26 protein-coding genes are annotated in these 23,641 nt (G+C 38.2%); all 26 read right to left on the reverse strand.

What is annotated here, in order from left to right; genetic code table 11:
* The 26 genes from FHY45_RS06860 to fliE all read right to left on the reverse strand — a co-directional run bounded on the left by FHY45_RS06860 (position 1) and on the right by fliE (position 23,628).
* Positions 1–2,040, reverse strand: coding sequence for a chemotaxis protein CheA (locus FHY45_RS06860; RefSeq protein ID WP_139891558.1), 2,040 nt, complete (start codon positions 2,038–2,040; stop codon positions 1–3).
* A 12-nt stretch (positions 2,041–2,052) separates the two neighbouring features.
* A complete protein-coding gene (locus FHY45_RS06865; protein ID WP_139891236.1) occupies positions 2,053–3,147 on the reverse strand; it encodes a protein-glutamate methylesterase/protein-glutamine glutaminase in 1,095 nt (364 codons plus the stop codon).
* 3 nt (positions 3,148–3,150) lie between these two features.
* Entirely contained in the window at positions 3,151–4,014 is an 864-nt protein-coding gene (locus FHY45_RS06870; RefSeq protein ID WP_066100404.1) for a MinD/ParA family protein, read from the reverse strand.
* Positions 4,007–5,179 carry a flagellar biosynthesis GTPase FlhF gene (flhF, locus tag FHY45_RS06875; RefSeq protein WP_139891237.1) on the reverse strand — a complete coding sequence of 391 codons (1,173 nt, stop codon included), beginning with the start codon at positions 5,177–5,179 and terminating at the stop codon, positions 4,007–4,009. Before flhF ends, FHY45_RS06870 begins: the two co-directional genes overlap by 8 nt.
* Entirely contained in the window at positions 5,176–7,212 is a 2,037-nt protein-coding gene (gene flhA, locus FHY45_RS06880; RefSeq protein WP_066100412.1) for a flagellar biosynthesis protein FlhA, read from the reverse strand. Before flhA ends, flhF begins: the two co-directional genes overlap by 4 nt.
* Positions 7,213–7,323: 111 nt before the next feature.
* Positions 7,324–8,406 (reverse strand): flagellar biosynthesis protein FlhB, encoded by a 1,083-nt coding sequence (flhB, locus tag FHY45_RS06885; protein WP_139891238.1) that lies wholly within the window; start codon positions 8,404–8,406, stop codon positions 7,324–7,326.
* Between the two features lies 1 nt (position 8,407).
* Positions 8,408–9,184, reverse strand: a complete 777-nt coding sequence (fliR, locus tag FHY45_RS06890; RefSeq protein ID WP_139891239.1) for a flagellar biosynthetic protein FliR — start codon at positions 9,182–9,184, stop codon at positions 8,408–8,410.
* Positions 9,185–9,187: 3 nt separating this feature from the next.
* Complete coding sequence (fliQ, locus tag FHY45_RS06895) at positions 9,188–9,457, reverse strand: flagellar biosynthesis protein FliQ (RefSeq protein ID WP_066100423.1); 270 nt, start codon at positions 9,455–9,457, stop codon at positions 9,188–9,190.
* A 15-nt stretch (positions 9,458–9,472) separates the two neighbouring features.
* Positions 9,473–10,138, reverse strand: coding sequence for a flagellar type III secretion system pore protein FliP (gene fliP / locus FHY45_RS06900; protein ID WP_066100426.1), 666 nt, complete (start codon positions 10,136–10,138; stop codon positions 9,473–9,475).
* Positions 10,131–10,817 (reverse strand): flagellar biosynthetic protein FliO, encoded by a 687-nt coding sequence (locus tag FHY45_RS06905; protein ID WP_254654688.1) that lies wholly within the window; start codon positions 10,815–10,817, stop codon positions 10,131–10,133. The genes fliP and FHY45_RS06905 overlap by 8 nt, the downstream gene beginning before the upstream one ends.
* Positions 10,818–10,841: 24 nt before the next feature.
* Positions 10,842–11,204 carry a response regulator gene (locus tag FHY45_RS06910; RefSeq protein ID WP_139891240.1) on the reverse strand — a complete coding sequence of 121 codons (363 nt, stop codon included), beginning with the start codon at positions 11,202–11,204 and terminating at the stop codon, positions 10,842–10,844.
* Between the two features lie 16 nt (positions 11,205–11,220).
* Positions 11,221–12,447: a flagellar motor switch phosphatase FliY gene (fliY, locus tag FHY45_RS06915; RefSeq protein ID WP_139891241.1), complete on the reverse strand. Its 1,227-nt coding sequence runs from the start codon at positions 12,445–12,447 to the stop codon at positions 11,221–11,223.
* A complete protein-coding gene (gene fliM / locus FHY45_RS06920) occupies positions 12,444–13,436 on the reverse strand; it encodes a flagellar motor switch protein FliM (RefSeq protein WP_139891242.1) in 993 nt (330 codons plus the stop codon). The genes fliY and fliM overlap by 4 nt, the downstream gene beginning before the upstream one ends.
* 45 nt (positions 13,437–13,481) lie before the next feature.
* Positions 13,482–13,898, reverse strand: coding sequence for a flagellar basal body-associated protein FliL (fliL, locus tag FHY45_RS06925; RefSeq protein ID WP_139891243.1), 417 nt, complete (start codon positions 13,896–13,898; stop codon positions 13,482–13,484).
* Positions 13,888–14,109, reverse strand: a complete 222-nt coding sequence (locus tag FHY45_RS06930) for a flagellar FlbD family protein (RefSeq protein WP_139891244.1) — start codon at positions 14,107–14,109, stop codon at positions 13,888–13,890. The genes fliL and FHY45_RS06930 overlap by 11 nt, the downstream gene beginning before the upstream one ends.
* A gap of 46 nt (positions 14,110–14,155) precedes the next feature.
* A complete protein-coding gene (gene flgG / locus FHY45_RS06935; protein ID WP_139891245.1) occupies positions 14,156–14,947 on the reverse strand; it encodes a flagellar basal body rod protein FlgG in 792 nt (263 codons plus the stop codon).
* Between the two features lie 83 nt (positions 14,948–15,030).
* Positions 15,031–15,420, reverse strand: coding sequence for a TIGR02530 family flagellar biosynthesis protein (locus FHY45_RS06940; RefSeq protein WP_139891246.1), 390 nt, complete (start codon positions 15,418–15,420; stop codon positions 15,031–15,033).
* Between the two features lie 18 nt (positions 15,421–15,438).
* A complete protein-coding gene (gene flgD, locus FHY45_RS06945) occupies positions 15,439–16,074 on the reverse strand; it encodes a flagellar hook assembly protein FlgD (protein WP_225983672.1) in 636 nt (211 codons plus the stop codon).
* Between the two features lie 11 nt (positions 16,075–16,085).
* Positions 16,086–17,411 carry a flagellar hook-length control protein FliK gene (locus tag FHY45_RS06950; RefSeq protein WP_139891248.1) on the reverse strand — a complete coding sequence of 442 codons (1,326 nt, stop codon included), beginning with the start codon at positions 17,409–17,411 and terminating at the stop codon, positions 16,086–16,088.
* A 34-nt stretch (positions 17,412–17,445) separates the two neighbouring features.
* Entirely contained in the window at positions 17,446–18,063 is a 618-nt protein-coding gene (locus FHY45_RS06955) for a MotE family protein (RefSeq protein ID WP_139891249.1), read from the reverse strand.
* Positions 18,064–18,077: 14 nt separating this feature from the next.
* Positions 18,078–18,518: a flagellar export protein FliJ gene (gene fliJ, locus FHY45_RS06960; RefSeq protein WP_139891250.1), complete on the reverse strand. Its 441-nt coding sequence runs from the start codon at positions 18,516–18,518 to the stop codon at positions 18,078–18,080.
* A gap of 4 nt (positions 18,519–18,522) precedes the next feature.
* Positions 18,523–19,833: a flagellar protein export ATPase FliI gene (fliI, locus tag FHY45_RS06965; protein WP_139891251.1), complete on the reverse strand. Its 1,311-nt coding sequence runs from the start codon at positions 19,831–19,833 to the stop codon at positions 18,523–18,525.
* Positions 19,830–20,594 (reverse strand): flagellar assembly protein FliH, encoded by a 765-nt coding sequence (gene fliH, locus FHY45_RS06970; protein WP_180349912.1) that lies wholly within the window; start codon positions 20,592–20,594, stop codon positions 19,830–19,832. The genes fliI and fliH overlap by 4 nt, the downstream gene beginning before the upstream one ends.
* Positions 20,587–21,606, reverse strand: coding sequence for a flagellar motor switch protein FliG (gene fliG, locus FHY45_RS06975; RefSeq protein WP_066100433.1), 1,020 nt, complete (start codon positions 21,604–21,606; stop codon positions 20,587–20,589). The genes fliH and fliG overlap by 8 nt, the downstream gene beginning before the upstream one ends.
* 13 nt (positions 21,607–21,619) lie before the next feature.
* The gene (gene fliF, locus FHY45_RS06980; protein ID WP_139891253.1) at positions 21,620–23,212 is read right to left on the reverse strand and encodes a flagellar basal-body MS-ring/collar protein FliF; all 1,593 of its coding nucleotides are present in this window, start codon (positions 23,210–23,212) and stop codon (positions 21,620–21,622) included.
* A gap of 107 nt (positions 23,213–23,319) precedes the next feature.
* A complete protein-coding gene (gene fliE / locus FHY45_RS06985) occupies positions 23,320–23,628 on the reverse strand; it encodes a flagellar hook-basal body complex protein FliE (RefSeq protein ID WP_139891254.1) in 309 nt (102 codons plus the stop codon).
* Positions 23,629–23,641: the final 13 nt, after the last annotated feature.

The following is a 23,641-nucleotide window of genomic DNA, read 5'->3' on the forward strand; positions in this document are numbered from 1 at the left end:
TTACTTAACAAGAGAATTGCAATCTATAATCAATGCAACTTGACCATCCCCGAGAATCGTAGCTCCTGAAACAGCGAAGACAGAATTTAAGTAATTACCCAATGATTTTAAAACGATTTCTTGCTGACCAATGAATGAATTGACAACTAACCCGGCCATCTTGTCTCCATTACGCACAATTACTAATGACAAAAAGTCTTCCTCCTCCCGACAAACAGGGATAGAAAGAATTGAATGCAGATACACGAGCGGGATAATCTTACCTCTAAAGTCAATGACATCTTGATTATGTGATCTTAATACTTCTTCTCTTTGGACGATATACGTTTCAATTATGGAAGATAAGGGAATTGCGTACTTTTCATCCTGAACTTCAACTAGCATGACTGATATGATTGATAAGGTAAGTGGCAATTTCACAGAAAAAATAGATCCATATCCTAGGCGTGAATTAATAGACACACTTCCACCAAGAGATTCGATGGTATTTTTCACAACATCTAAGCCAACCCCCCGGCCTGATATATCAGAAATCTCCTTAGCTGTGGAAAAACCCGAAGCGAAAAGAAGTTCGTTTTTTTGACGTTCTGTCATGATTTCAGCTTGTTCTTCTGTAATAATTCCTTTATCCACTGCTTTTGTTACAACCACATCTGTATTAATACCAGCGCCATCATCTTCTATTTCTATAAAAACGTGGTTGCCACTATGATAAGCCTTCAGGATGACTGTACCCTCTTCAGGCTTGCCCTTGTCCCGTCTAGCTTCCGGTGTTTCAATACCATGATCCAAAGCGTTTCGTAAAAGATGCAGCAGAGGATCACCAATTTCGTCAATAACAGTCCGGTCTAACTCCGTTTCCGCACCAATAATTTCAAGACGGATGTGTTTATTCAGATTACGCGCAAGCTGCCTGACCATACGCGGAAACCGATTAAAAACTGTTTCTACTGGTACCATCCTCATATTTAGGATTATTGTTTGCATATCACCAGAAATTCTTGTCATATGTTCAACTGTTTCAAACAGCTCTGCATCTTTTAAATCCTTCGAAATTTGTTCGAGTCTTCCGCGATCAATCACTAACTCTTCAAATAGATTCATTAATATGTCAAGGCGCTCAATATTGACCCGTATCGTCTTACTATGAGCCACTGCAGTATTAACAGAGGAAGCTTTTTCATCTTCCTTACCCTTTACCTGCTTTGTTGAATGCACCTGCAGCTGATTCGCATTTTCCAGATCCTTTGTGGCTTTATATTCCTGATCCTTAGATGTCTTATTCGGCACCAGCGAAACTCGTACAGACTCAAGCTCTGATACTTTTAAGATTCTCTGTTCGATATCTATTGCAGATTGTTTTGATAGGATCGTTGCCGTAAACTCCTGCCCAAAATCTTCTTCCTCAAGAACATCGACGGGAGGAACCGACTTAATTACTTCTCCCAGTTCAGCAAAAATTTCATAAACCATAAAAACACGGACTGCTTTTAAGATACAATCATCATTTAAAATCACCTTAACAGAGTAAGCTTTAAAGCCTTGGTCGATTGATTGTTCCATGACCGCCCATTCGTATTCGTCATAAATATCCGCACGGGATTCCATTTCTACCGGAGCACCAGGATGTTCTCTATCTGCAGAACCTATCATAACGATTTGACCTGCTACTATGTTTTCTAATTTTTCTATTGTTAAAGAGACATCTCTTTTTCCGTTTCCACCATCTGCAACCGATAAAACCATTGCTTCCAAATCATCAACAGCTAAAAATACAATGTCTAAAATGTCGGTATTAACTTTTATTCGCTGATTTCGGATCTCATCCAACACATTTTCCATTTGATGAGTTAATCGTGCTAAATCATCAAAACCCATTGTCGCAGACATTCCTTTTAATGTATGGGCTGACCTAAAAATTTCATGCACAATCATGACATCATCAGGATTTTTTTCGAGCTCCAATAATAGTTCATTACAAGTTTGTAAGTGTTCCTTGCTTTCTTCTATAAAAACCTCTAAATATTGATCTAAATCCAAGCTCATTTACCTTCACCTCTCACCCTTACAAATTTCATTCAATACTCCAGCTATATGACCCAGAGGAATTATTTCATCCACCAATCCCGTAGCGATTGCCGCTTTTGGCATACCATAGACCACACAAGTTTCTTCAGATTCAGCAATAATTCTGGACTTTTTAAACTTTCTTAAATTCATAATTCCCTTCGTACCATCTGATCCCATACCTGTCATAATAACGGCTACACATTCGTATACAGGGGGCAGTTCGGAAACTGAATCAAACAAGACATCCACCGATGGACGGTGGCCATTAACGGAATTAGTTTTATCCAATTTGGCAATCAGCACACCAGCTTGAACTGAAGCTTTTAAATGAAATCCACCAGGTGCAATATAGGCTGTTCCATTACATAAAATTTCTCCCTCTTCAGCTTCCTTCACAGTTATTTCTGACAACTCATTTAGTCTCTCAGCCAAGTGTTTTGTAAACCCTTCCGGCATATGCTGTACAATGAGAATAGGTACCGTAATCTTTTTAAGTAATGGCAATACGGTATACAGTGCTCGCGGTCCTCCCGTCGAGGTTCCGATACAAATAATTTTTTGCAAGGGAACATCCGTATTTTTTTCTTTGACATTTTCAGTCAGATTCAGTTCCTGTGAAATTTCAGCGATTGGCGGCACATTCATCAGGCGATTATTTTGGTCAAACACGCTCATATTTACTTTGGCAGCCTCTTTCACTTTCTGAATCATTAGACTCTTAATTCTGTGTAAATCCTGTGAAAATGAACCAGAGGGCTTTTCGATAAAATTGACTGCACCAAGCTTCATGCTCTCCATAATCATATCTACACCCGATCTGTTAGTACCGGAAAGTATAACCACAGGCATTGGATTTTTTTCCATGATTACCTGCAATGTCGTTATACCGTCCATTACAGGCATTTCTATATCCAGTGTAATGACATCAGGTTTCAGCTTTTCCATTTTCAAAAGCCCATCTGCTCCATTTCTAGCAATGCCCACCACTTCAATTTGTTCATCTTCTTGTAAAAATTCAGTTATCAACTTTCTCATAAAAGGTGAATCTTCAATGATTAGAACTTTAATAGCAGCCAAATCTTAAGCCTGCCTTTCGAAAAGAAAATTCTTCATCTTTTTCATAAACGAAGCAGGTGAATTGCCCTCTTTATCCACGCTTCCCATATACTGAGCAATGATTTTGTTTAGTGCTTCACTAGATGGAGCCCGAGAATTCAAGAGGATAAATGGAATTTGTCTTATGACTGCTTTTTGTACCGTTTTATCATCTGGCAAAATCCCAAGTGCCACGATTTCTTTATGTAAAAACTGTTGCGCAGCTCTCGTTAAACGTAAAATGACCTCATTGCCTTCTTTCCGGCTTGAAGCCCGGTTACAGAGAAGATAGAACGGTGCATCCGTTCTGCTAACAAGATATTTCATCATGGAATAAGCATCCGTTATTGCCGTTGGCTCTGGTGTTGTAATATAAATCAATTCATTCGCAGAAACGATAAATTGCAAGGATTGTTCTGATATTCCCGCACCCATATCCAAAATAATAAAATCATATTCTTCCAGAATGCTTTGAAATTGATGGCTAAAGTGAGCAAATTGTTTTTGATCCATTTTAAAAAAATTTGTTAAACCTGTACCCCCAGGAATATAATGGATTCCTTCAGGCCCAGCAGAAATAGCCATCCTTAGAGGGATCCCCTCATTAAAATGATTTGCTATTGTATATCTGCCCGTTTGGCCTATTAAGATATTGATATTTCCCATTCCTACATCAATATCTATAATCAATACTTTTTTATTTTGCTTAGCGAGTCCAATTGAAAAATTTAATGAAAAATTGGATTTACCGACTCCGCCTTTTCCACTTACAACTGCAATTACTTTGGCAGATGGCTCTTCTTTTTTATATTGTATCTTTTGTCGAAGCAGTTCCGCTTGGTCATACATATAAATGACCTCCACATACCATTTTGACAATTTTGTCCGGGGTGGCAGCAATAATATCATCGGGAACATCTTGTCCATTTGTCATATAAATAACTGGAACATGATGTTTAAGAATAAAATTCACCACGGAACCATGATAGGCAGTTTCATCTAATTTGGTAAAAATAGCTCCGTGAATGGGTATTATGGAAAACTGGTTATAGATCGCTGTCATATCAATCTCTTTGGAAGTAGCGGAAAGGACAAGATATGTCAGCATATCGATATTAAAATCAATCAGCCCTTTAAGTTCCTCAACAAATTCCTGATTTCGAAAATTTCTGCCTGCTGTATCTATAAATACATGATCGTAATGGGCAAAACGCTCAGCAGCTTGTTTAAAATCATCACTGTTATACGCCACTTCGACTGGTACTCTCAATATCTCTGCATATGTTTTCAATTGTTCAATAGCTGCGATTCGATAGGTGTCCGTAGTGATGAACGCAATTTTTTTATTATGCTTAATCACATATTCAGCTGCAATTTTTGCAATTGTAGTGGTTTTCCCAACACCAGTCGGACCTACAATATTTATATATTTTCTCTTAAATAATTGCTCACCATTAACGGCAAAATTCTTTAATTGTTCAAGTAAGTAGATATGGACCAGCTCTGATAGGTCCGCCTTAGTTATTTCAGCAGACCTTTGATTATTCCTCCATTTTCCCAATAGATACTCCAACAGTTTGTCGATTATATGCTTATCCAACTCCATTACAACAAGCTGATGGTGTAATTCTCTTAATGGATCTGGAAAGTGATTGTATTTGGATTCTAGTGATAACATTTGTTTCATATCGTGCAATTTTTTAAGTATTTCATTAGATGGGTTATCGATATCTTTTTTTGTTGAATTGGAAAATTGAACAGGTTGTTCAATTGATTCCTTTTTTATGGATGGAATCGTATCTTTATTTACCTTCGTGAATGTTGTTTTTTTACTTTCCACTGAATCGGTATCCAATGCGGCAATCACTTCAAATGATTTCTTTTTAAATAGACCAAGAATACCATTGCTATTGACTACTTTTGAATTTAATATGACGGCATCATTTCCAAATTCCGCCCGTATTTTACTCATCACTTCTTGCATGGATATCCCTGTAAACTTCTTCACATTCATTCAGCATTCACCACCCCTACACTTTGTACCTCTATATTTGCTTCCAATTCGTTATATGATAGCACCGGAAGCTGCGGGAAATATCTCTCTGTCAGCTGGCGCACATACATCCTTACAGCTGGTGAACATAACAATACAGGTGCCTGATCAAGTAAGGCATGCTCCTCCAGCTTTCCTGCTACTGATTCAAGGATTTTCTGTGAGTTAGTCGGATCTAGCGATAGATAATTACCTTGTTCTGTCTGTTGAACACTGTCGGCAACGATTTTTTCAACTCTTCCAGAAAGAGTTAACACTTTTAAATTATCACCCGTTACATATTGGTTTGTGATTTGACGGGCAAGTGCCTGTCTAACATATTCCGCTAAAATGTCAGTATCATTTGTCATCCTTCCAAAATCAGCTAAGGTTTCAAAAATAACTGGTAGGTTCCTAATTGAGACCTTTTCTCTCAATAATTTAGCCAGAACTTTTTGTATATCACCTACAGATAAAGGATTAGGCGTAACTTCTTCTATTAAAATTGGTGCAGACTCTCTGAGATGCTCAATTAATTGTTTTGTTTCCTGACGCCCAATCAAATCAGCTGCATTTGTTTTAATTACTTCAGTAATATGTGTGGAAACAACTGATGGTGGATCCACAACGGTATAGCCTAGCATTTCAGCATATTCCTTGGTCTCTTCCGTAATCCACTTGGCCGGCAGCCCAAAGGAAGGTTCTATCGTATCAATTCCTTCAATAGAATCATCATCCATTCCTGGAGCCATCGCTAAATAGTGATCTAACAAAAGCTCACCCCTGGCCATTTCAGCACCTTTAATTTTCAGCCTATATTCATTAGGCTTAAGCTGAATATTATCTCTGATTCTTACAACGGGTATAACAAGACCCAATTCAATAGCAAGCTGCCTGCGAATCATAACCACCCTGTCCAAAAGGTCTCCGCCCTGATTGGCATCCGCTAATGGAATTAACCCATAACCGAATTCAAACTCAATCGGATCAATACTGAGAAGACTAATGACGCTTTCCGGACTTTTCATTTCTTCCGCTTCTGCGGTATCATCTGGTTCCAGTTCAGAAACAGTGCTTTCTTTTTGTTGAATAGATGTAGCTTTATAAGCCCCCAAAGCCAATAGACCAGAAATAAATAATGTTAGAAAATTATTAATCGGTGTAAAAAGCCCTAATAACAGAATAGTTCCGGCAGCAATATACAGCATTTGTGGATAAGCAAAAAGCTGAGATGTAATATCTGAAGCAAGATTGCCATCTGATGCTGCTCTCGTCACGATAATACCTGTCGCAGTTGAAATCAGTAAGGCTGGCACCTGACTGACAATCCCGTCCCCTACAGATAAAAGTGAAAATTTCACAGCCGCCTCACCAAATGATAAATCCATTTGCATAACACCGATAATCATTCCGAATATCAGGTTGATTAAGACAATAATAATACTGGCTATGGCGTCACCTTTAACAAACTTGCTGGCACCATCCATCGAACCAAAAAAATCAGCTTCTCTCGACACCTTATCACGTCTGGTTCTCGCCTCTTGTTCAGAAATCATTCCGGCATTTAAATCGGCATCAATACTCATTTGTTTACCTGGCATTGCATCAAGCGTAAATCGGGCTGCCACCTCTGCTACACGTTCAGCCCCTTTTGTAATGACAATGAATTGAATAATGATTAAGATTAGGAAAACGACCAATCCAACGATCACTTGACCGCCAACTACAAAGTCACCGAATACATGAACGACTCCACCGGCATCCCCGTGTGTCAGGATTGCTCTAGTCGTAGAAATATTAAGGCCGAGTCTAAATAACGTGAGGAGCAACAGTAAGGAAGGGAAAATAGAAAATTGCAAAGGTTCCTGTGTATTCATTGAAGTCAATAATACTAATAAGGCAAGAGAAATATTGACCATGATTAAAAAACTTATCAACCATGTTGGTAAAGGGATAATTAACATGGCTACAATCATTATGACGGCTATTAAAACTGATAAATCTCTTGCTCGCATGCTACTTCTCTCCTAACGGGTAATTAATAGAACGTGAATCTATCAATATCTTAGATTAATTATGCTAACTATAATCAAACGGCAAAAATGATATCAGGCTAATCATATTTCCTACGACTTGCCTTTCAGTTTATAGACGTACGCAAGAATCTCAGCCACTCCTTTGTAAAACTCTTCAGGGATTGCCTGACCGATATCTGCCTGATTGTACAATGCTCTTGCTAATGGTCTGTTTTCCATCATCGGAATATCATTTTCTTTAGCGACAAGCTTTATTTTCTGGGCAACAAAATCCAGCCCTTTTCCTACTACATATGGTGCATCCAGCTGATTTTCGTCATATTTTAAAGCAATCGCATAGTGGGTCGGATTCGTAATTACTACATCAGCTTTTGGTATCTCCTGCATCATTCTCGACATGGCCATTTCTCTTTGTTTTTGCTTGATTCGAGACTTTATTATCGGATCTCCTTCGATTGTTTTATACTCTTGTTTAATTTCCTGTTTGGACATTCGAATGCTCTTTTCAAAATCGAAACGTTGATAAAGATAGTCCAACAGGGCTAAAAACAATAAAGCTCCCGAAGCAAACAAACCGGTTTTGACTGTAATATCTGCAAGTGTAATTAAGGATGCCCCCATCGTTTTAGTTGAAAGCATCATAATTTCATCCAACCGCGACCAAATAGAATAAAAGGTTATAACTCCAATGACCGTAATCTTTAATATAGATTTGAGCATTTCGACGAGCGCTCTCATTGAAAAAATCCGTTTAAACCCTTTTATTGGGTCAATTTTTTCAAGCTTAAATTGTATAGTTTCGGTTGAAAACATGGCTCCTACCTGCGCAAAATTAGCGATAATTCCGGCTATAAAAGCCGCTAACATAATAGGTCCCAAGATAATAGCCATTTGTTTAAGAAGTTCAATAAACATTAAATATAAATCCGCTTCTGAATATGAGAAGGTAGCAGATAGATTGATTGGATACTTAAAAATAACTAGTAATCTATCTTTTAAAAAACCACCTGCTATATATAAAATGAGAAATACCCCTAACAAAACAACTGCTGTATTGATATCCTGACTTTTGGCAACCTGCCCTTTTTTCCTTGCATCCTGTCTTTTTTTAGGAGTAGCCTTCTCTGTTTTCTCCCCTGAAAAAAATTGCAAATCCAGTTTTAGTAGGCTCATTCTAACTTCCTCCAAGCAGATGCATAAGCGAACGCATTCCTTCCAATGTTGTATTCAAAAGCCCTTTTACCAGAAGTAAGATGGTTCCCATCGTAATAGTTAACAAAATTAAACTGACAAATATTTTGATTGGAAAACCAATAACAAATATATTCATTTGCGGCACCGTTCTTGCTACAATACCTAGTGCTATATCTACCAAAAACAAACTTCCAACAATTGGGATAGACATTTGAAAAGCAATGATAAATGACTGTGTAAAGAATTGAATCATCAATGTGAGGATTTGCTCATTTCCAAACGGAAGAAAATCTGTTGACAAAGGGATGAATTCATAGCTGTAAAAAATTCCGTCCAATAACAAATGATGTCCGTCAATCGCCAGCAAAAAAAGGAGTGCAAATGTATAAAGATATTGACCCATTAAGGGACTTTGAACCCCTGTCTGCGGATCAATGACATTAGCCATTGAAAAGCCCATCTGAAAATCAATGAATCCTCCGGCTGTTTGAACAGCTGAGAACATCATATACGCAAAAAAGCCAATCATTAATCCGACTAAGGCTTCTTTTAACACCAATAAAAGATATAAACCGTCAATTTCAAAGACTGGAGAAGATACCGTATAATACATAATCCAGGCGAGCAGAGCACTGATTCCTAAGCGATGCTGTGCAGGAATCGTTCTATATGAAAAGATAGGCATTGTCATAAAAAAGGATGCAAGACGTACAAAAATCAATAAGTATACACTAAATTTGGGGACAATCTCTTCCATAGCCTATCCTACAAACTTCGTTAGATTATTAAAAATGTCAGCCGTGTAAGAGAGCATTTTACTCAGCATCCATGGCCCAAAAAATACAATGCCCAACAAAACAGCGACGATTTTCGGAATAAAAGCTAACGTTTGCTCCTGGATTTGTGTGGTCGCCTGAAAAATACTGACAATTAAACCAATCCCAAGAGCTAGGATCAGTAAGGGAGCACTTATGATTAATACAGTATAAATCCCCTTTTCAGCCAACGAAATTACTGCTTCTGATGTCATCTTTCTCTCACCTGCCTAAAAACTTTGTAATAAAGATTTAACAACTAAATACCATCCATCGACCATCACAAACAGTAAGATTTTAAAGGGTAATGAGATCATGACCGGCGGTAGCATCATCATACCCATGGACATTAGAACACTCGCCACAATCATGTCTATCACCAGAAATGGGATAAAAATCATGAAGCCAATTTGAAAGGCTGTTTTCATTTCACTGATCGCGAATGCAGGTACCAGCGTAGTTAAAGAAATATCTTCAATTGATTCAGGTGTATCCGCCTTAGAATATTCCAGGAATAGCTGTAAATCCTTTTGCCTTGTATGTTTACTCATAAACTCCTTAAAGGGCCCTGCTGCCTTTTCATATGCTTCTTCCAGCTTTATTTCATCCTTAAAAAGCGGTTGAAGCGCCTCATCATTCACTTCAGATAAAACCGGTGCCATTACAAAAAATGTAATGAAGAGCGATAATCCGATCAACACTTGTGTAGGGGGCATTTGCTGTGTCGATAAAGCTGTCCTTACAAAGCCCAGAACAATAACAATTCTTGTAAAACAGGTCATTAAAATTAAAATGCTTGGTGCAAGAGAAAGAACCGTTAATAACAGGAGCAGCTTAACTGATGTAGAAACGGTATCGGCATCCCCACTGCTAAAGAGAGTCATTAAGTCATTCATCTCGGTGTGTTCCTTTCTTGCTTATTTCTTTTGTAATCTGTTTGCGGTCTTCCTTTAGTTGTTTCAACTGTTCATTAAATTGACTTTTGAACGACTTCTCCGTTTGCCTGGAAGTTTTTATTTTCCATTTATCAATGAGCTTGCCTGCAAGGTCCATTGGGGCAATCTGAGTTTCTAATTTCTGATTATGTTCTTCAATTAGCTTGCTGTATTCTTCCTTATCATCAATCACATTGAGTAATTGAACCGAGTCTCCAACACCTACAATGTAGATTTTCTCCCCAACCCTTACCATCTGGACAGAGCGATTTCCACCTAACGGAGTCCCTCCCAGGTTTTCAATAGTTTGGCCGTGCTGATATCCACGATTCTTTTTATTAATGACGCGCAGAAGAATGTACATTAATCCAGCAACAAATAGTAGGGCGAATACCATTCTAAAGATATCTCCAATTGTAATTCCAATGTCATTTGTCTCATTTTCAGCTGAATCAGAGATACTGTTATTATTGGTCTGGTCGATATCCCCTGTCTCTGTCTTACGATCTTTAGTATTGTAATAACTGTCCACACTTTGGCTGCCATTGTCTGGCGCTGCATTTACTGCAATTTCTTTGAATGGTGCAGTAATGGCAAAACACAAAATGAAGAAAAGAATAACCTTTATATAGCTTGGCATCCGTTGCACGTTTACTTCCCCTCTTTACGATAAAGCTTTGCTGATTGCCTCCAAAACTCGGTCAGCTGCAAAAGGTTTTACAATAAAATCCTTTGCACCTGCCTGAATAGCATCAATAACCATTGCCTGCTGACCCATTGCCGAACACATAATAACCTTGGCATTTGGATTGATTTTGCGTATTTCTTTTAATGCTGTAATTCCGTCCATATCTGGCATCGTAATATCCATTGTGACCAAATCAGGATTTGTTTCTTTATATAGCTCAATAGCCTGATGACCATCCGCTCCTTCTCCCACAACATCATATCCATTCTTAACCAGGATATCTTTAATCATCATTCTCATAAATGCAGCATCATCGACTACTAAAATTTTGTGTGACATTCTTTCTTCCCCCAGCTTACTTTAATTTTTTCAGACGGTCAGTTCGGCTAATAATATCTGTAACCCGAACACCAAAATTTTCATCAATTACAACGACTTCTCCTTTGGCAATCAAACGCTTATTCACCAAAATATCGACCGGTTCACCGGCTAATTTATCCAATTCAATAATAGATCCTGATGATAGCTCAAGAATTTCTTTGACGGACCGATTTGTTCTTCCCAGTTCTACGGTTACCTGCAAAGGAATATCCAATAACATATTGAGGTTATTAACCTCTTTTTCATCTAACCGCTGCGTGTGCTCAAATTCAGAAAACGTGGCAGGCTGTACCTGAACCGGCTGGCTATAGGGAGCAGAATTCGTTCCTAGATATTGATTGCTTTGCATATTTATCTCTGTTTTACCTCCCAACAGTGCGTCGTTGATGTGCTCCGCTTGATACGATTGATCAGATGCCGTTTTAGCTACTCTCTCATTACTGGTTCTCACAGTTGGTTCCACTCCACTCATAGAATAGGCAGCTGGTTGATTCTGTTTAATTGTCTCTCCCATCTCAGGAGAAGTTTTCTTCATCAATTCATCTACTAAACTTCTGGCAAAATGCGCAGGCAATAATTGCATGATATAGGAATCTATTAAGTTCCCTATCGTTAATCTAAAAGACACTTTCACAAGCAAATCAGCTTTTGGAAAAACATCATGTCCAGAGCCTTCCATTAAATCTATAAGCTCTATGGATGGAGGCGAGATATCTACACGCTTATTAAAAACAGTCGACATGGAGGTTGCAGCAGAACCCATCATTTGATTCATCGCTTCCTGTACAGCGCTTAGATGAATCTCAGATAAATCCTCAGCTGGAGAATGCCCATCTCCACCCAGCATGAGGTCAGCAATAATAGCAGCATCTGTTTGCTTTATGACCAACAAATTAGAACCAATAAAACCATCTGTATATTCCACCTGAATGGCTACATATGGCTGTGGAAATTCTTCCACTAATTTTTCACTGGCAACTATAGAAACGCAAGGTGTCGTAATATCCACTTTGTGATTTAATAGTATAGATAAAGCAGTTGCTGAGCTTCCAAATGATATATTGCCAATTTCACCAAGAGCATCCTGTTCCATTGATGAAAAATAATCACCTATCGCTGGTGAAGCAGGAAACACTTCCTGATTAGAACTATCTAATAATGCATCAATTTCTTCCTGAGTAAGTCTTTCATTGTTCATCATTCTAAGCTTCCCCCTTTCAAGTTCTCCAATATTTGAATGCCTATCTTCTTATTTACCTTTCCTGCCTGTCCAAGGAATTTAGGAACATCTCCTATGGACAACACGATTGGGCTGTCTATTGGCTGACCTAATTCAATAACATCCCCCACAGTTAGATTTAAGAAGTCTTGGATTAAAATATCAGCAGTTCCCAATTGAGCAATCAGGGGTAACTCTGCTGTTCGAACTTGTTGTTCTATCGCTTGTACTTCATTTGGTTCTCTTTTCTTTTTGTTTGTATGCATCCAATAATGTACAGATAAATTGGGAATAATAGGCTCTAATACTACATGCGGTATACATATATTTATCATCCCGCTAACTTCACCGATTGTAATATTTAATGAAATTACAACCACCGTATCATTTGGGGAAACCATCTGTAAGAATTGTGGATTAACCTCAAACTCTGATAGCTCCGGGTTTATATCGGCTATGTTAGCCCACGCTTCCTTTAGATTCTCAAATGCACGTTCAAATAGATTGGACATAATTTTGGTTTCTATCTCTGTGAGGCTCTCAACTTTATTAAGACTTGAACCTCTGCCGCCTAATACACGATCGAGCATGGTATAAGCGATAATCGGATTAACTTCCATCAAGATTCGTCCATCTAAAGGAGGAACCTCAAAAACATTCATAATCGTCATTTTAGGAATTGAACGTATAAATTCTTCATACGGAAGCTGATCAGCTGTCGCAACATTGATATTGACATACGTGCGTAACTGCGCTGAAAAATAAGTGGTCAGTAAACGAGCAAAATTCTCATGTATTCTTGTTAAATTTCGAATTTGGTCTTTCGAAAACCGTAAAGCTCTTTTAAAATCATAAACTCTTACTTTTCTTTCATTCTCTTCCTTTTTCAATTCATCTGCATCCATTTCACCTGTTGAGAGGGCAGATAATAATGCATCAATTTCATTCTGTGATAAAACCTCGCCAGACAATCGAATCACCTCCGTAGTTTCAGATACTTTTATGTCCGTCGCTTTTTATTGGAGAATAGACGAGGTAGTATAAACTTGAATAACCTTACCTTCCTGCATCAACTCATTCACTTGTTCCTTAAGTTTATTTTCAAATTCCAGTTTGCCCTTTTTATCATTCAGTTGTTCAGCTTTCATCTCAGATAATTCTTTAATGACAATGTCATTTACTTGGAAAATTCTTTTTTCTAATTCCTCTTTTGCCTTTTTACCGTCTGTTTCCATCATATACGTTACTCGAATTAACGTATTATCCGTTAAGTTAGTCGTAATTTCCGGTATTTCAACAGAATATTTAATAACCTCATCAATACTCGGTTCTTTATCTGCAGAGTCGCCTGTGTAATTCATTAACACAACAACCGCGATGATCCCCAGCAAAGAAATAGCTGACAAAAATAAAAGTATTAATTTATTCTTCATCGGTATCCTCCCGGTTCTGCTGATGTCCTAAAACGTTTATGCTGCGATAAAAATGATTAATCATCTGTATAAGTTCTCTTTCCTCAGTTGCGACGATTAACTTTTTTCCATTGGTAAGTGTTATAGTCGTATCTGGATTTGCTTCTACAGACTCTATGAATAATGCATTTAAAAAGTATTTTTTTCCGTTCAATTTGGTTACCTGTATCATAATTGGGAGGGCTAAAGGATTTCTTTAGCCCCTGCCTCCTTTACCATTACCTTTTCAAATTAACTAATTCCTGAAGGATTTCATCAGATGTTGTGATAATGCGGGTATTAGCCTGAAAACCACGCTGTGCCACAATCATATCTGTAAATTCTTCAGATAAATCCACATTTGACATTTCAAGTCGACCTGATGTCAGTTTCCCTCTACCTTCGGTGTCTGCTGTTCCTATGTCGAGTACCCCAGAATTTGCAGATGCTTGAAATGTATTATTACCCGCCTTCGTTAATCCGGCCGGGTTAGTGAATTTAGCTACTCCAATTGTTGCTATAGTGTCACTAGCTCTATTTGCATCGACACCCGTTATTTCGCCGCCCTGTCCAATACTGAAGCTGACTATATTTTGCGGGATAGTGATCTCCTGTTCGTCTATATCTAGAACCTTAAATCCTTCACTTGTCACAAGTGCCCCATCCTGATCTAAATAAAAATTCCCTGCACGTGTATATGATTGTTGATTTCCATTTTTAACTACGAAATATCCATCACCTTCAATAGAAAAATCCAGTGTTCGATTCGTCGTTTGGGCACTTCCCTGTGTATCAATATTATCAATCGAAGCCAGTGAGCTTCCGAGGCCTACCTGAATAGCATTCGTACCGCCCTTATCAGCAGTGGCTCCGCTGGCACCCGAAACAGTTTGGCTCATAGTATCTTTAAATGTAACCCTGCCTTTTTTAAAGCCATATGTGTTCACATTTGCGATGTTATTACCGATTACATCCAATTTTGTTTGGAAGTTTTTTAATCCGCTAATGCCAGAATACATGGAACGTAACATATTATTATTTTTCCCCTTTCAGCTTGGCTGTATCAGTCGATCAACAGCCTGGCTTCCTCTCATGAGGTCCAGCCATCCAGTTTTTATTTTAAAATGATTGCCCCATTAATATTTGTGAAAATTTGGGCTCCCGCTTCGTCTCTATCCATTGCAGTAATGACCGTATTATTTTTTGCATTTACAATGAGGGCTGCATGATCCATCAACACCAATGAATCATTTAAACCCTTGCGCCTTGCTTCAGCCAATTTTACTTCCAGCTGGCCCCATTGATGTTCATCTATCTGTAAATTTCGTTGTTGGATGCGCTGTTGGGCATGCTTGCTGATTGTAATACCTTTATTTGCAGCGTCCAGTTCAGGCCTAAGAAAGCTTTCAAAAGAATCATTTCCACTTTTCATTTGGTTTTTTTGCGCACCTTTAAGTGGATTGGCAATTGGCACTTGTGGCCTGAATATAATTTTTTGATCCATTGACTTCGCCTCTTATCTTTATCCTACTTTAATCAACTGATTGAGAAGCAGAGAGGTTTTCGCTTCATCATTCACCTCTAGTTTAACTTTTCCGTCTCTTTGAAAGACCGAAGATACTTCTGCCGTGTGTTCTTCCCCTTTATCATCCAGCCAAGTCACTTGTTTCCCTATTAGACGACTCGCTTCGGCAAGATTATTGCCCTCTGATAGCTGATTTATGGAAGAAATATTTGCAGGCTCTAATACAGTCCCGTCTTCTAGAATAAATTTCACACTCTCATCAACAAATTGGATGGATTTCACAACACCCTTTCCTTCCACAACCTCCGTGTCCCCACCTTCGTTATCTGGGTTGGCCAGTTTATGATAGGTCACTTCCTGCCCCACAAACTGCGAATAGGTGATTAATAGATTTTGATTTTGTGAGTTCACAAAGCTCTCTAACGTCGTATTCATATTCGTCATTTGCTCAAGACTTGAGAAGGTTGCCATTTGCGCTATAAAGTCCGTATCGTCCATTGGACTGGTTGGATCCTGATTTTGTAGCTGTGTCAGCAATAATTTCAGAAAATCATCCTTATCCAGGTTATTTTTTACTTCCCTCGTTTGATTCTGTAAGGAACTATATAAAAGACTTGTATCAATCGTTGTCAAAATGACTCCTCCTATATTTCCTGATTAATGATTGATTCTTCCAGAACACTTGAAAATCCTGAAAATAATTCTTCATCATGATCCCTAACATTTTGATCTTCTTGATGTTCATGCTGATTTCTTCTCTCTTCCGAAGGAGATTCTTCCTGGAAGTGCGTATCCTGTGATTGTTCTAGGTCTATTTCGTCGAAATCAATTCCCTGTGCAGCCAATGAAACTCTTAGTCCTTGAATCTGAGATTCTAATAGCTCTTTTCCTTTTTGTGTATTGGCAATAATTTTGGCTACCAGCTGGCCGTCTTTTTGTATTAATTCAATTTGCAAGGTACCCAGGTTCTCCGGTGTCAATCGAACAAATAATCTTTGAACACCATTTTGGTTAGTAAAATTCGATTTAGATAAGAGAGATTCAAATGATTTAATGAATTCATCTGCACCTACTGCTTGTCCACCTTTTTCAAGGGTCAAGACAGGACTCTGCTGCTGTGTTTGTAACTGAAGGTCTCCAATCATCACTGTTTGGTTTAACGGAATATCTGCACTTTTAGCAGACATAGGATTGAATCCGACAATGGAACCACCATTTTTGAAGTTTAATGAATAGGTTTTAGATTGCAGATTGTATGTGTTCATGCCTATATCTCTTAATGAAGCAGGATTGTTTTTTACATCAGACAGAATTGGTTTTTTTGTTTCATCCAAGGCTGTCAATTTGTATTTCCAGTTCATTAAAAGAGCATCTAATTGACCAACATTTTCTGCTCCTTTTTGATTGAACGTATGCTTATGGCTCATCACAACCAATTTTCCGAAATTCAACAGAGTAAGAAATGCATTTCTTTGATCATTTGTTAAACCTTCAAATGGTTTTGCTAACCCATTAGTTAATATGCCATTAAGTGTTTCAATATCATCTTCAACAGGAGGCAATTGAGTAAAATCGATCTCCTTAAATGTATCGTATGAATCCAATAAATTCCTTAATGCCTCTTTAATTGCTTCAGAAGGATTTTCACCCAGAAGCTGTTGAATAAACTCTGATTCTGGAAGAGCTTCCTGGTTATTGGTTAGCAGCATATTTAACAGCTCAAATGCTCCTTCCAACTCTTCAAGTCCCTCTTTTTCCAGGAAACTCAAAGTATCATCTACTTCAACTCCATCATGCATTATTTCATATACTGGATCCTCTGTTTTCTCTGCTTTGTCCAAGCTCTTTTCATCTTGGAGCATTTTATGAAAAGATTTATCCTGAGATTTTTTATTTATTTGCACTTGGTCATTAGGTAAAGCAGTTGTTTTTACAAATTGGTTGTTAGGCAATACACCCATCTGATTCATTTATTCACCTCCTTTCAATCTTTCTGCTTTCCCCTTAAGAATCCTCAGCACCATTACTTTTCTCGGCCGAGATTTTTTCCATTAATACGGCAGCTTTTTTAGCTTCCATCTTTTCCATAATGTCAGCCAAGGCTTCTGTAGTAATAGAGGATAGGACTTTCACCGCTTCTTTCTCATTCATTTCTGCTACTATTAAGGCCGCCTGTTTGGGAGCCATTTTCTCATAGGTATCAATGATATCTTTTGAGGATCTTGAGTTTTGTTCTTTTTTTTGATCTAATTCTGAAATCATCTGTTCCAGTTGCTCTACGGATAACTGACTGCGCTTGAGTTCAATCTCCTTGTTATCCAGCAATTTTTCAAGACTTTCCGTTTCTTTCTCTTTATCCTTAAGCTCTGACTTAAGACTAGCAATTTCTTTCACATAATCCGCTTGATTTGTTTGATTTGTCTGTTTTTCTGCCTTTTCCTCACTCTCACCTAAAAAGGGAATATTTTCAGCAAGTTTTCCAGCTTGTTCCCCTATACTTTTACCTGAGAAAGTTACGGTGATTACCAGAATTCCAGCTATGAATATCAGAACAATCAATATAGTAAGGAACAAATTCAGTTTACTAAATCCTTTGTTTTCCTTTTCTTCCATACGATCCAACTACTACGCCTCCATCATGAACGGCTCATGTATTGTTGAATAGATATTTCATCCATTTGCCGATTTTCTTCGTATTTCATTGTATTAAAATATCTTTGAAAATCTTTCTCTTTGATTTTCTCGTATTTTTTAACCTCTACATTGCTTTCTATCAGAAGCTGGTGATAAAAGTGCATTTTAGATCGTGTATCCATCACACGCTTTTGATAATGGGCAATCATCTTTTCATGATTATCCAAAAAATGCTGATTATATCTGACCTGCTGTACGGACAATCCCTGTTTTAATTGTTCAGATTGTGAATCCAATAACTCTTCTTTCTTTTTCAGCACTTGATAGAGATTTTCGGCCTCTGATTCAAACTCTTTTACAGCTTCTGTATATTTTGACTCTGAATCATTCTTTTCTTTTTCTTTTATCGTTAATATTTTTTCGAATTTATACTGATAGTGCATTGAATCATCCACCCATCTCTACTAATAAGTGCAGTTGTTCGATACTTTGCTGTTTCGTCACTTTTTCATTTACATCCTGTTTTAAATACTCAATGATTGCAGGATATTTAGTAATAGCTTCATCAATGATTGGGTTGGAGCCCTTTTTATAGGCACCAATATTAATTAAATCTTCTGCTTCCAGATAAGCAGCTAAGGATTGTCGTACCTTTTCAGCTGCTTTAGCATGAGCCGGTTCTATAATATGAGCCATTATTCTGCTGATACTTTTTAAAATATTGATTGCTGGAAACTGTCCCTTATTAGCAAGGTCTCTGTCTAAAACAAAATGTCCATCTAATATCCCACGTACTGTATCAGCAATAGGTTCATTCATATCATCACCATCTACCAATACCGTATAAAAGGCTGTAATCGTTCCCTTACTGTTCGTTCCAGTTCTCTCTAGCAATCTTGGCAGAATACTGAAGACAGATGGAGTATACCCTTTAGTTGTCGGCGGTTCCCCAACAGCCAGACCCAATTCTCTCTGTGCCATAGCAATCCTTGTAACCGAGTCCATCATCAGCATGACATTCATCCCCCGATCGCGAAAAAACTCAGCTATGGCTGTTGCCGTATAAGCAGCCTTTATTCTCATTAAGGGCGGCTGATCTGATGTGGCCACAACTACTATAGATCTTTTTAATCCAAGAGGACCTAAATCTCTTTCGATAAATTCTCGGACTTCTCTCCCACGTTCACCAACAAGAGCTATCACATTTAAATCAGCTGTCGTATTCCTGGCAATCATTCCTAATAATGTGCTCTTTCCTACTCCGCTTCCCGCGAAAATTCCAACCCTCTGACCTTTTCCAACCGTGAGTAAACTATCAATCATGCGGACACCTGTTTCAATTCCCTCATTAATAGGCGGACGTGACATTGGATTTGGAGGATCCTGCTCCGTTGCTGTAGAGGATAAACCGTATGGAAGTGACCCTCCATCAAGTGGGTTTCCGATAGCATCAAGTGCCTTGCCTATTAAACCTGTTCCTACTTTGATCTCGAGCGGTTTACGAGTCGCCTCGACAATAGAGCCGGGTGCTATCTCACTTACAACACTATAGGGCATTAAAATGACAATCTCATCCCGGAATCCTACTACTTCAGCCTTTACCTTGTTCTTTTTGCCGGTATGGATCAAGCATACATCTCCAATTGAGCTGGCCGGCCCCTGAGACTCAATCATAAGACCTACCACTCTTTTAATTCGCCCATATCTCTTAAACGTATCGAGAGTATCAATTTGATCTATTAATTGAGAGACTTTCATGAGAGGTCCTCCTCAAGGATTTCCTGAAGCTTAATTCTGATTTGTTCCAGCTGTTCATCCACACTTGCTACCAAACGTCCATTGGATGATTCAATTACACATCCATTTCCTTCTAACTCATCATTCGGATAGATATAAAACTCTGTTTCTCTTGGAAATAAGGACATTAATTCTTTTTTATGTGTTAAGACAAAAGAGTAATGAAGCGGAGGAATATGTAGTTCAATATTTTTATATTCTCGCGCTTCCTTAATTGCTTTTTTCACAATAAATAAATAATCTTCCTCATTTTCGTCTAAGTGCTGATTCATAATTTTTTCAGCTACCTTTATTCCGAGGTTGAGGATGGTAAACTCAGACTTTTCCACAACAGATTGGTATTCTTTTTTAGCTTGGTTCATTGTCTCTTGTGCAAGGTTCAGCATGTGCTGATATTCTCTTTTTGAGTCCGAAGCACCCTGTTCCTTACCAATGAGATACCCTTCCTGTCTGGCCTCTTCAATGAGAATTTGTTTTTCCTTATCCCATTGCTTTACTTCTTCCTGTATCTTTAGATAAACTTGATCAGCCTGTTTCTGAGCTTCTAAAACAATTGCCTCAGCTTTTTGATTGGCTTCCATCAAGAGCCGATTTAGATTAGAAGCTACTGACTCTTCTTGAAAAAGGGACTCATTCTGTTCATTCATTATTTTTTTAATCCGGATTATTTTCTTCTCTTGCGCATGTGTTTCTGTATAATGGGACTTTATAATTCTAGACAATAATGTCATCTCCCCCACCACGGGCTAGGACGATTTCACCGGCATCCTCAAGGCGTCGAATAATCGCAACAATTCTTGACTGCGCTTCTTCTACATCCCGTAAACGAACCGGTCCCATAAATTCCATCTCTTCTGTAAATGTATCGACCATCCGTTTGGACATGTTTTTATAAACAATTTCCTTAACCTCTTCACTGGCGACTTTAAGAGATAGCATTAAATCTTCGTTTTCTACATCTTTAATCACCCTTTGGATGGCTCTATTATCCAAGGTGACAATGTCTTCGAATACAAACATTCGTTTCTTAATTTCTTCAGCCAATTCAGGATCCTGTATTTCTAAAGCATCCAAAATGGTTCTTTCTGTTGAACGATCAACACCATTTAACACTTCTACAACGGCTTCAATTCCACCGGTTTGCGTATAGTCTTGCGTAACAGTGGCAGATAGCTTTCGTTCTAGAATTTGTTCTACCTCATTGATGATTTCAGGCGAGGTGCTGTCCATTAAGGCAATCCGTTTCGCTACATCTGCCTGCATATCCTGAGGAAGCTCTGATAAAATCTGTCCTGCCTGTCCCGCTTCCAAATAAGATAGTATTAAAGCAATCGTTTGAGGATGCTCATTCTGTATAAAATTCAGAATTTGGCCCGGATCTGCTTTTCTGACAAAATCAAAGGGCTTCACCTGCAGAGATGATGTTAAGCGATTGATAATGGCCTGTGCCTGGTCACTGCCCAATGCTTTTTCTAATACAGTTTTGGCATAACCAATTCCACCCTGAGAAATGTAATCCTGTGCCAGCGCAATCGTATGGAATTCATCTACGATGTCTTCCTTCTCTTTTGGGCCTACCTTTCGTACGCCTGAAATTTCTAAGGTCAGCTTTTCAATTTCCTCTTCCGATAAATGCTTATAAACATTTGCAGATACATCCGGCCCCATTGAAATGAGCAGGACTGCAGCCTTTTGTTTTCCCGTTAGACCACTTTTTTTATCTCTGATAGACATGTCTTCTTACCCCCTAGTCTTCCGTAATCCATGATCTTAAGAGTTTCGCAAATTCATCAGGCTTTTCTTTCGCCAATTTTTCTAGTTGCTTTCTTTTAACAGTGGCTTCTGATTCTGCTTCGTCTACAATATCGGCTACCAAAACAGGAGGGATCGGTTCTTCATATTGTTCTATCTCAATTTCTTTATTTTTTCTGGATTTGATAATAAAAATCAAAAGCAGAATAATCGCTAAACATAATACACCGCCAATTACATAAATCCACCACGGAGTACTGTTTTCCTGCTGTTCGTCAAATGTAACTTTCCCATTAAATGGCTGGATGGAAATCGCAATTTTTTCCTCTAATTGATCATCTGTTAGAGGATTTTCATTTTCTGATTTATCGATACTTGTTCGCACAATCGTCCCCAAAATATCTCTTATATCAGTTATTCTTTCTTCTGGGAGAGAGTTGGTGTCATTAGCATCAGGTGGTTCAACCATAACCTGAATCCCCAAATCTCTTACTTTGTATGGAGATTCACTAATCTCTTTACGTATTCGGTTAACCTCTGTGTTTACTGTTTCCTCAGTCTTCTCATAATCACCATTTCCATTTGATCCTTCAAGATACTGCGATCCCAGTGAGTCTGAAGGATCTTCAGTAACAGGTGTACCGCCTTCTGCTCCTGTTTCGCCTGTATAGGTCTCTGATAGTTTTTGGGCACTGATCGTCAGGCCTTCCATATTCTCTTCATCCACGGGTTCCACAAGATTTTCTTCTCTATTTTCTTGGGTAAAATCCACATCAGCTGTTACAGAAACAACAACTTTATCGTTACCCATGATCGTTCCAAGCATACTTTGAACTCTGCGTTGTATATCCTTCTCAATCTCTTTCTTTATTTCATTTTGGGATGCAAAACTATCCGTACTATTGCTGCCACTATTATTTAAATCAAAGTACTCAAAGTATTGATTCATAATGACGATATTATCTGTAGGAAGATTTGGGACGCTTTTTGATACTAAATGATATAAGGCTTGTATTTGCTTCTCTTCAAATTCCTGTCCAGGCTTTGTATTTAATACTATGGAAGCCGAGGCCTCCTCTTTTGTATCACTAACGAATACCCCTTTATCAGGGAGGGTGAGAATAACCTCAGCACCTTGAACTCCTTCTATCCCTTTAATAAGGCCTGCTATTTCATTCTGCATAGCATCCTGTTTAATGACATTAAATTCATTATCAGTCATACCAAAGCTTGCATTTTCACTGAAATATGAATAATCTATGCTTCCTGACTTCGGAATACCCTCTGCAGCAAGCTCAACTAGCAACGTATCTGCCATTTCACTTGGAACTAGTATCGTACTGCCATTATCAGCGATTTCCGACGTGATTCCTCTGCCATCCAGATTCTCTTTTATAGATCCAGTTTCTGTTGGTGAAAGATCACTATATAGAGGAACGAGCGTTGTTCTTGAAGTAAGAAAAACAACCGCAGCAGCAATTAGTATTACTGCAGCCATCATACTGATATAGAGTGTTTTCTGTTTACTTGAACGGCTCTTCCAAAAATCTTTTATTTGATTTCCAATTTTTATGAACGTTTCCTTCATCGTGATCCCCCGAACTTAGCTTTTGCATCAATATTAACGTCCACAGAGACTTCCCTGTCATATGTAGGGAATATTAATTTCGTTGGGACAATGCATATATTATTTTTCTACATGCTCATTCTCATTATTTCCTGATAAGCTTCGACTGCTTTATTGCGGACTTCCATAGCCGCCTGCAGCGTTATACTCGCTTTTTGGGATGTAATCATTACATTATGCAAATCAACATTTTCACCAAGTGCTAATTTTTGTGTCATCGTAGCTGATTCTTGCTGAGTCGTATTAATTTCTTCAATAGATTTCTTTAGGACGGACGCAAAAGAGTTTTGAGATTCGTATGGTGTAGTATTGGGTGAGTTAGGTAGTTTTTGAGTAAAAATTGAAGAAACAGAGTTGTTTAATTGAATTGGTTCCATCCCTTATAGCCCC

The sequence above is a fragment of the Bacillus sp. D386 genome (genome assembly GCF_006346415.1).

Bases quoted from the DNA above. Each gene is read 5' to 3' on its own strand.
- FHY45_RS06870 (WP_066100404.1), bottom strand. From the start codon at position 4,014: ATGTATGACCAAGCGGAACTGCTTCGACAAAAGATACAATATAAAAAA.
- flhF (WP_139891237.1), bottom strand. From the start codon at position 5,179: ATGAATGTGAAGAAGTTTACAGGGATATCCATGCAAGAAGTGATGAGT.
- flhA (WP_066100412.1), bottom strand. From the start codon at position 7,212: ATGCGAGCAAGAGATTTATCAGTTTTAATAGCCGTCATAATGATTGTA.
- flhB (WP_139891238.1), bottom strand. From the start codon at position 8,406: ATGAGCCTACTAAAACTGGATTTGCAATTTTTTTCAGGGGAGAAAACA.
- fliR (WP_139891239.1), bottom strand. From the start codon at position 9,184: ATGGAAGAGATTGTCCCCAAATTTAGTGTATACTTATTGATTTTTGTA.
- fliQ (WP_066100423.1), bottom strand. From the start codon at position 9,457: ATGACATCAGAAGCAGTAATTTCGTTGGCTGAAAAGGGGATTTATACT.
- fliP (WP_066100426.1), bottom strand. From the start codon at position 10,138: ATGAATGACTTAATGACTCTCTTTAGCAGTGGGGATGCCGATACCGTT.
- FHY45_RS06905 (WP_254654688.1), bottom strand. From the start codon at position 10,817: ATGCCAAGCTATATAAAGGTTATTCTTTTCTTCATTTTGTGTTTTGCC.
- FHY45_RS06910 (WP_139891240.1), bottom strand. From the start codon at position 11,204: ATGTCACACAAAATTTTAGTAGTCGATGATGCTGCATTTATGAGAATG.
- fliY (WP_139891241.1), bottom strand. From the start codon at position 12,447: ATGATGAACAATGAAAGACTTACTCAGGAAGAAATTGATGCATTATTA.
- fliL (WP_139891243.1), bottom strand. From the start codon at position 13,898: ATGAAGAATAAATTAATACTTTTATTTTTGTCAGCTATTTCTTTGCTG.
- FHY45_RS06930 (WP_139891244.1), bottom strand. From the start codon at position 14,109: ATGATACAGGTAACCAAATTGAACGGAAAAAAATACTTTTTAAATGCA.
- flgG (WP_139891245.1), bottom strand. From the start codon at position 14,947: ATGTTACGTTCCATGTATTCTGGCATTAGCGGATTAAAAAACTTCCAA.
- FHY45_RS06940 (WP_139891246.1), bottom strand. From the start codon at position 15,420: ATGGATCAAAAAATTATATTCAGGCCACAAGTGCCAATTGCCAATCCA.
- FHY45_RS06950 (WP_139891248.1), bottom strand. From the start codon at position 17,411: ATGAATCAGATGGGTGTATTGCCTAACAACCAATTTGTAAAAACAACT.
- fliJ (WP_139891250.1), bottom strand. From the start codon at position 18,518: ATGCACTATCAGTATAAATTCGAAAAAATATTAACGATAAAAGAAAAA.
- fliI (WP_139891251.1), bottom strand. From the start codon at position 19,833: ATGAAAGTCTCTCAATTAATAGATCAAATTGATACTCTCGATACGTTT.
- fliG (WP_066100433.1), bottom strand. From the start codon at position 21,606: ATGTCTATCAGAGATAAAAAAAGTGGTCTAACGGGAAAACAAAAGGCT.
- fliF (WP_139891253.1), bottom strand. From the start codon at position 23,212: ATGAAGGAAACGTTCATAAAAATTGGAAATCAAATAAAAGATTTTTGG.
- fliE (WP_139891254.1), bottom strand. From the start codon at position 23,628: ATGGAACCAATTCAATTAAACAACTCTGTTTCTTCAATTTTTACTCAA.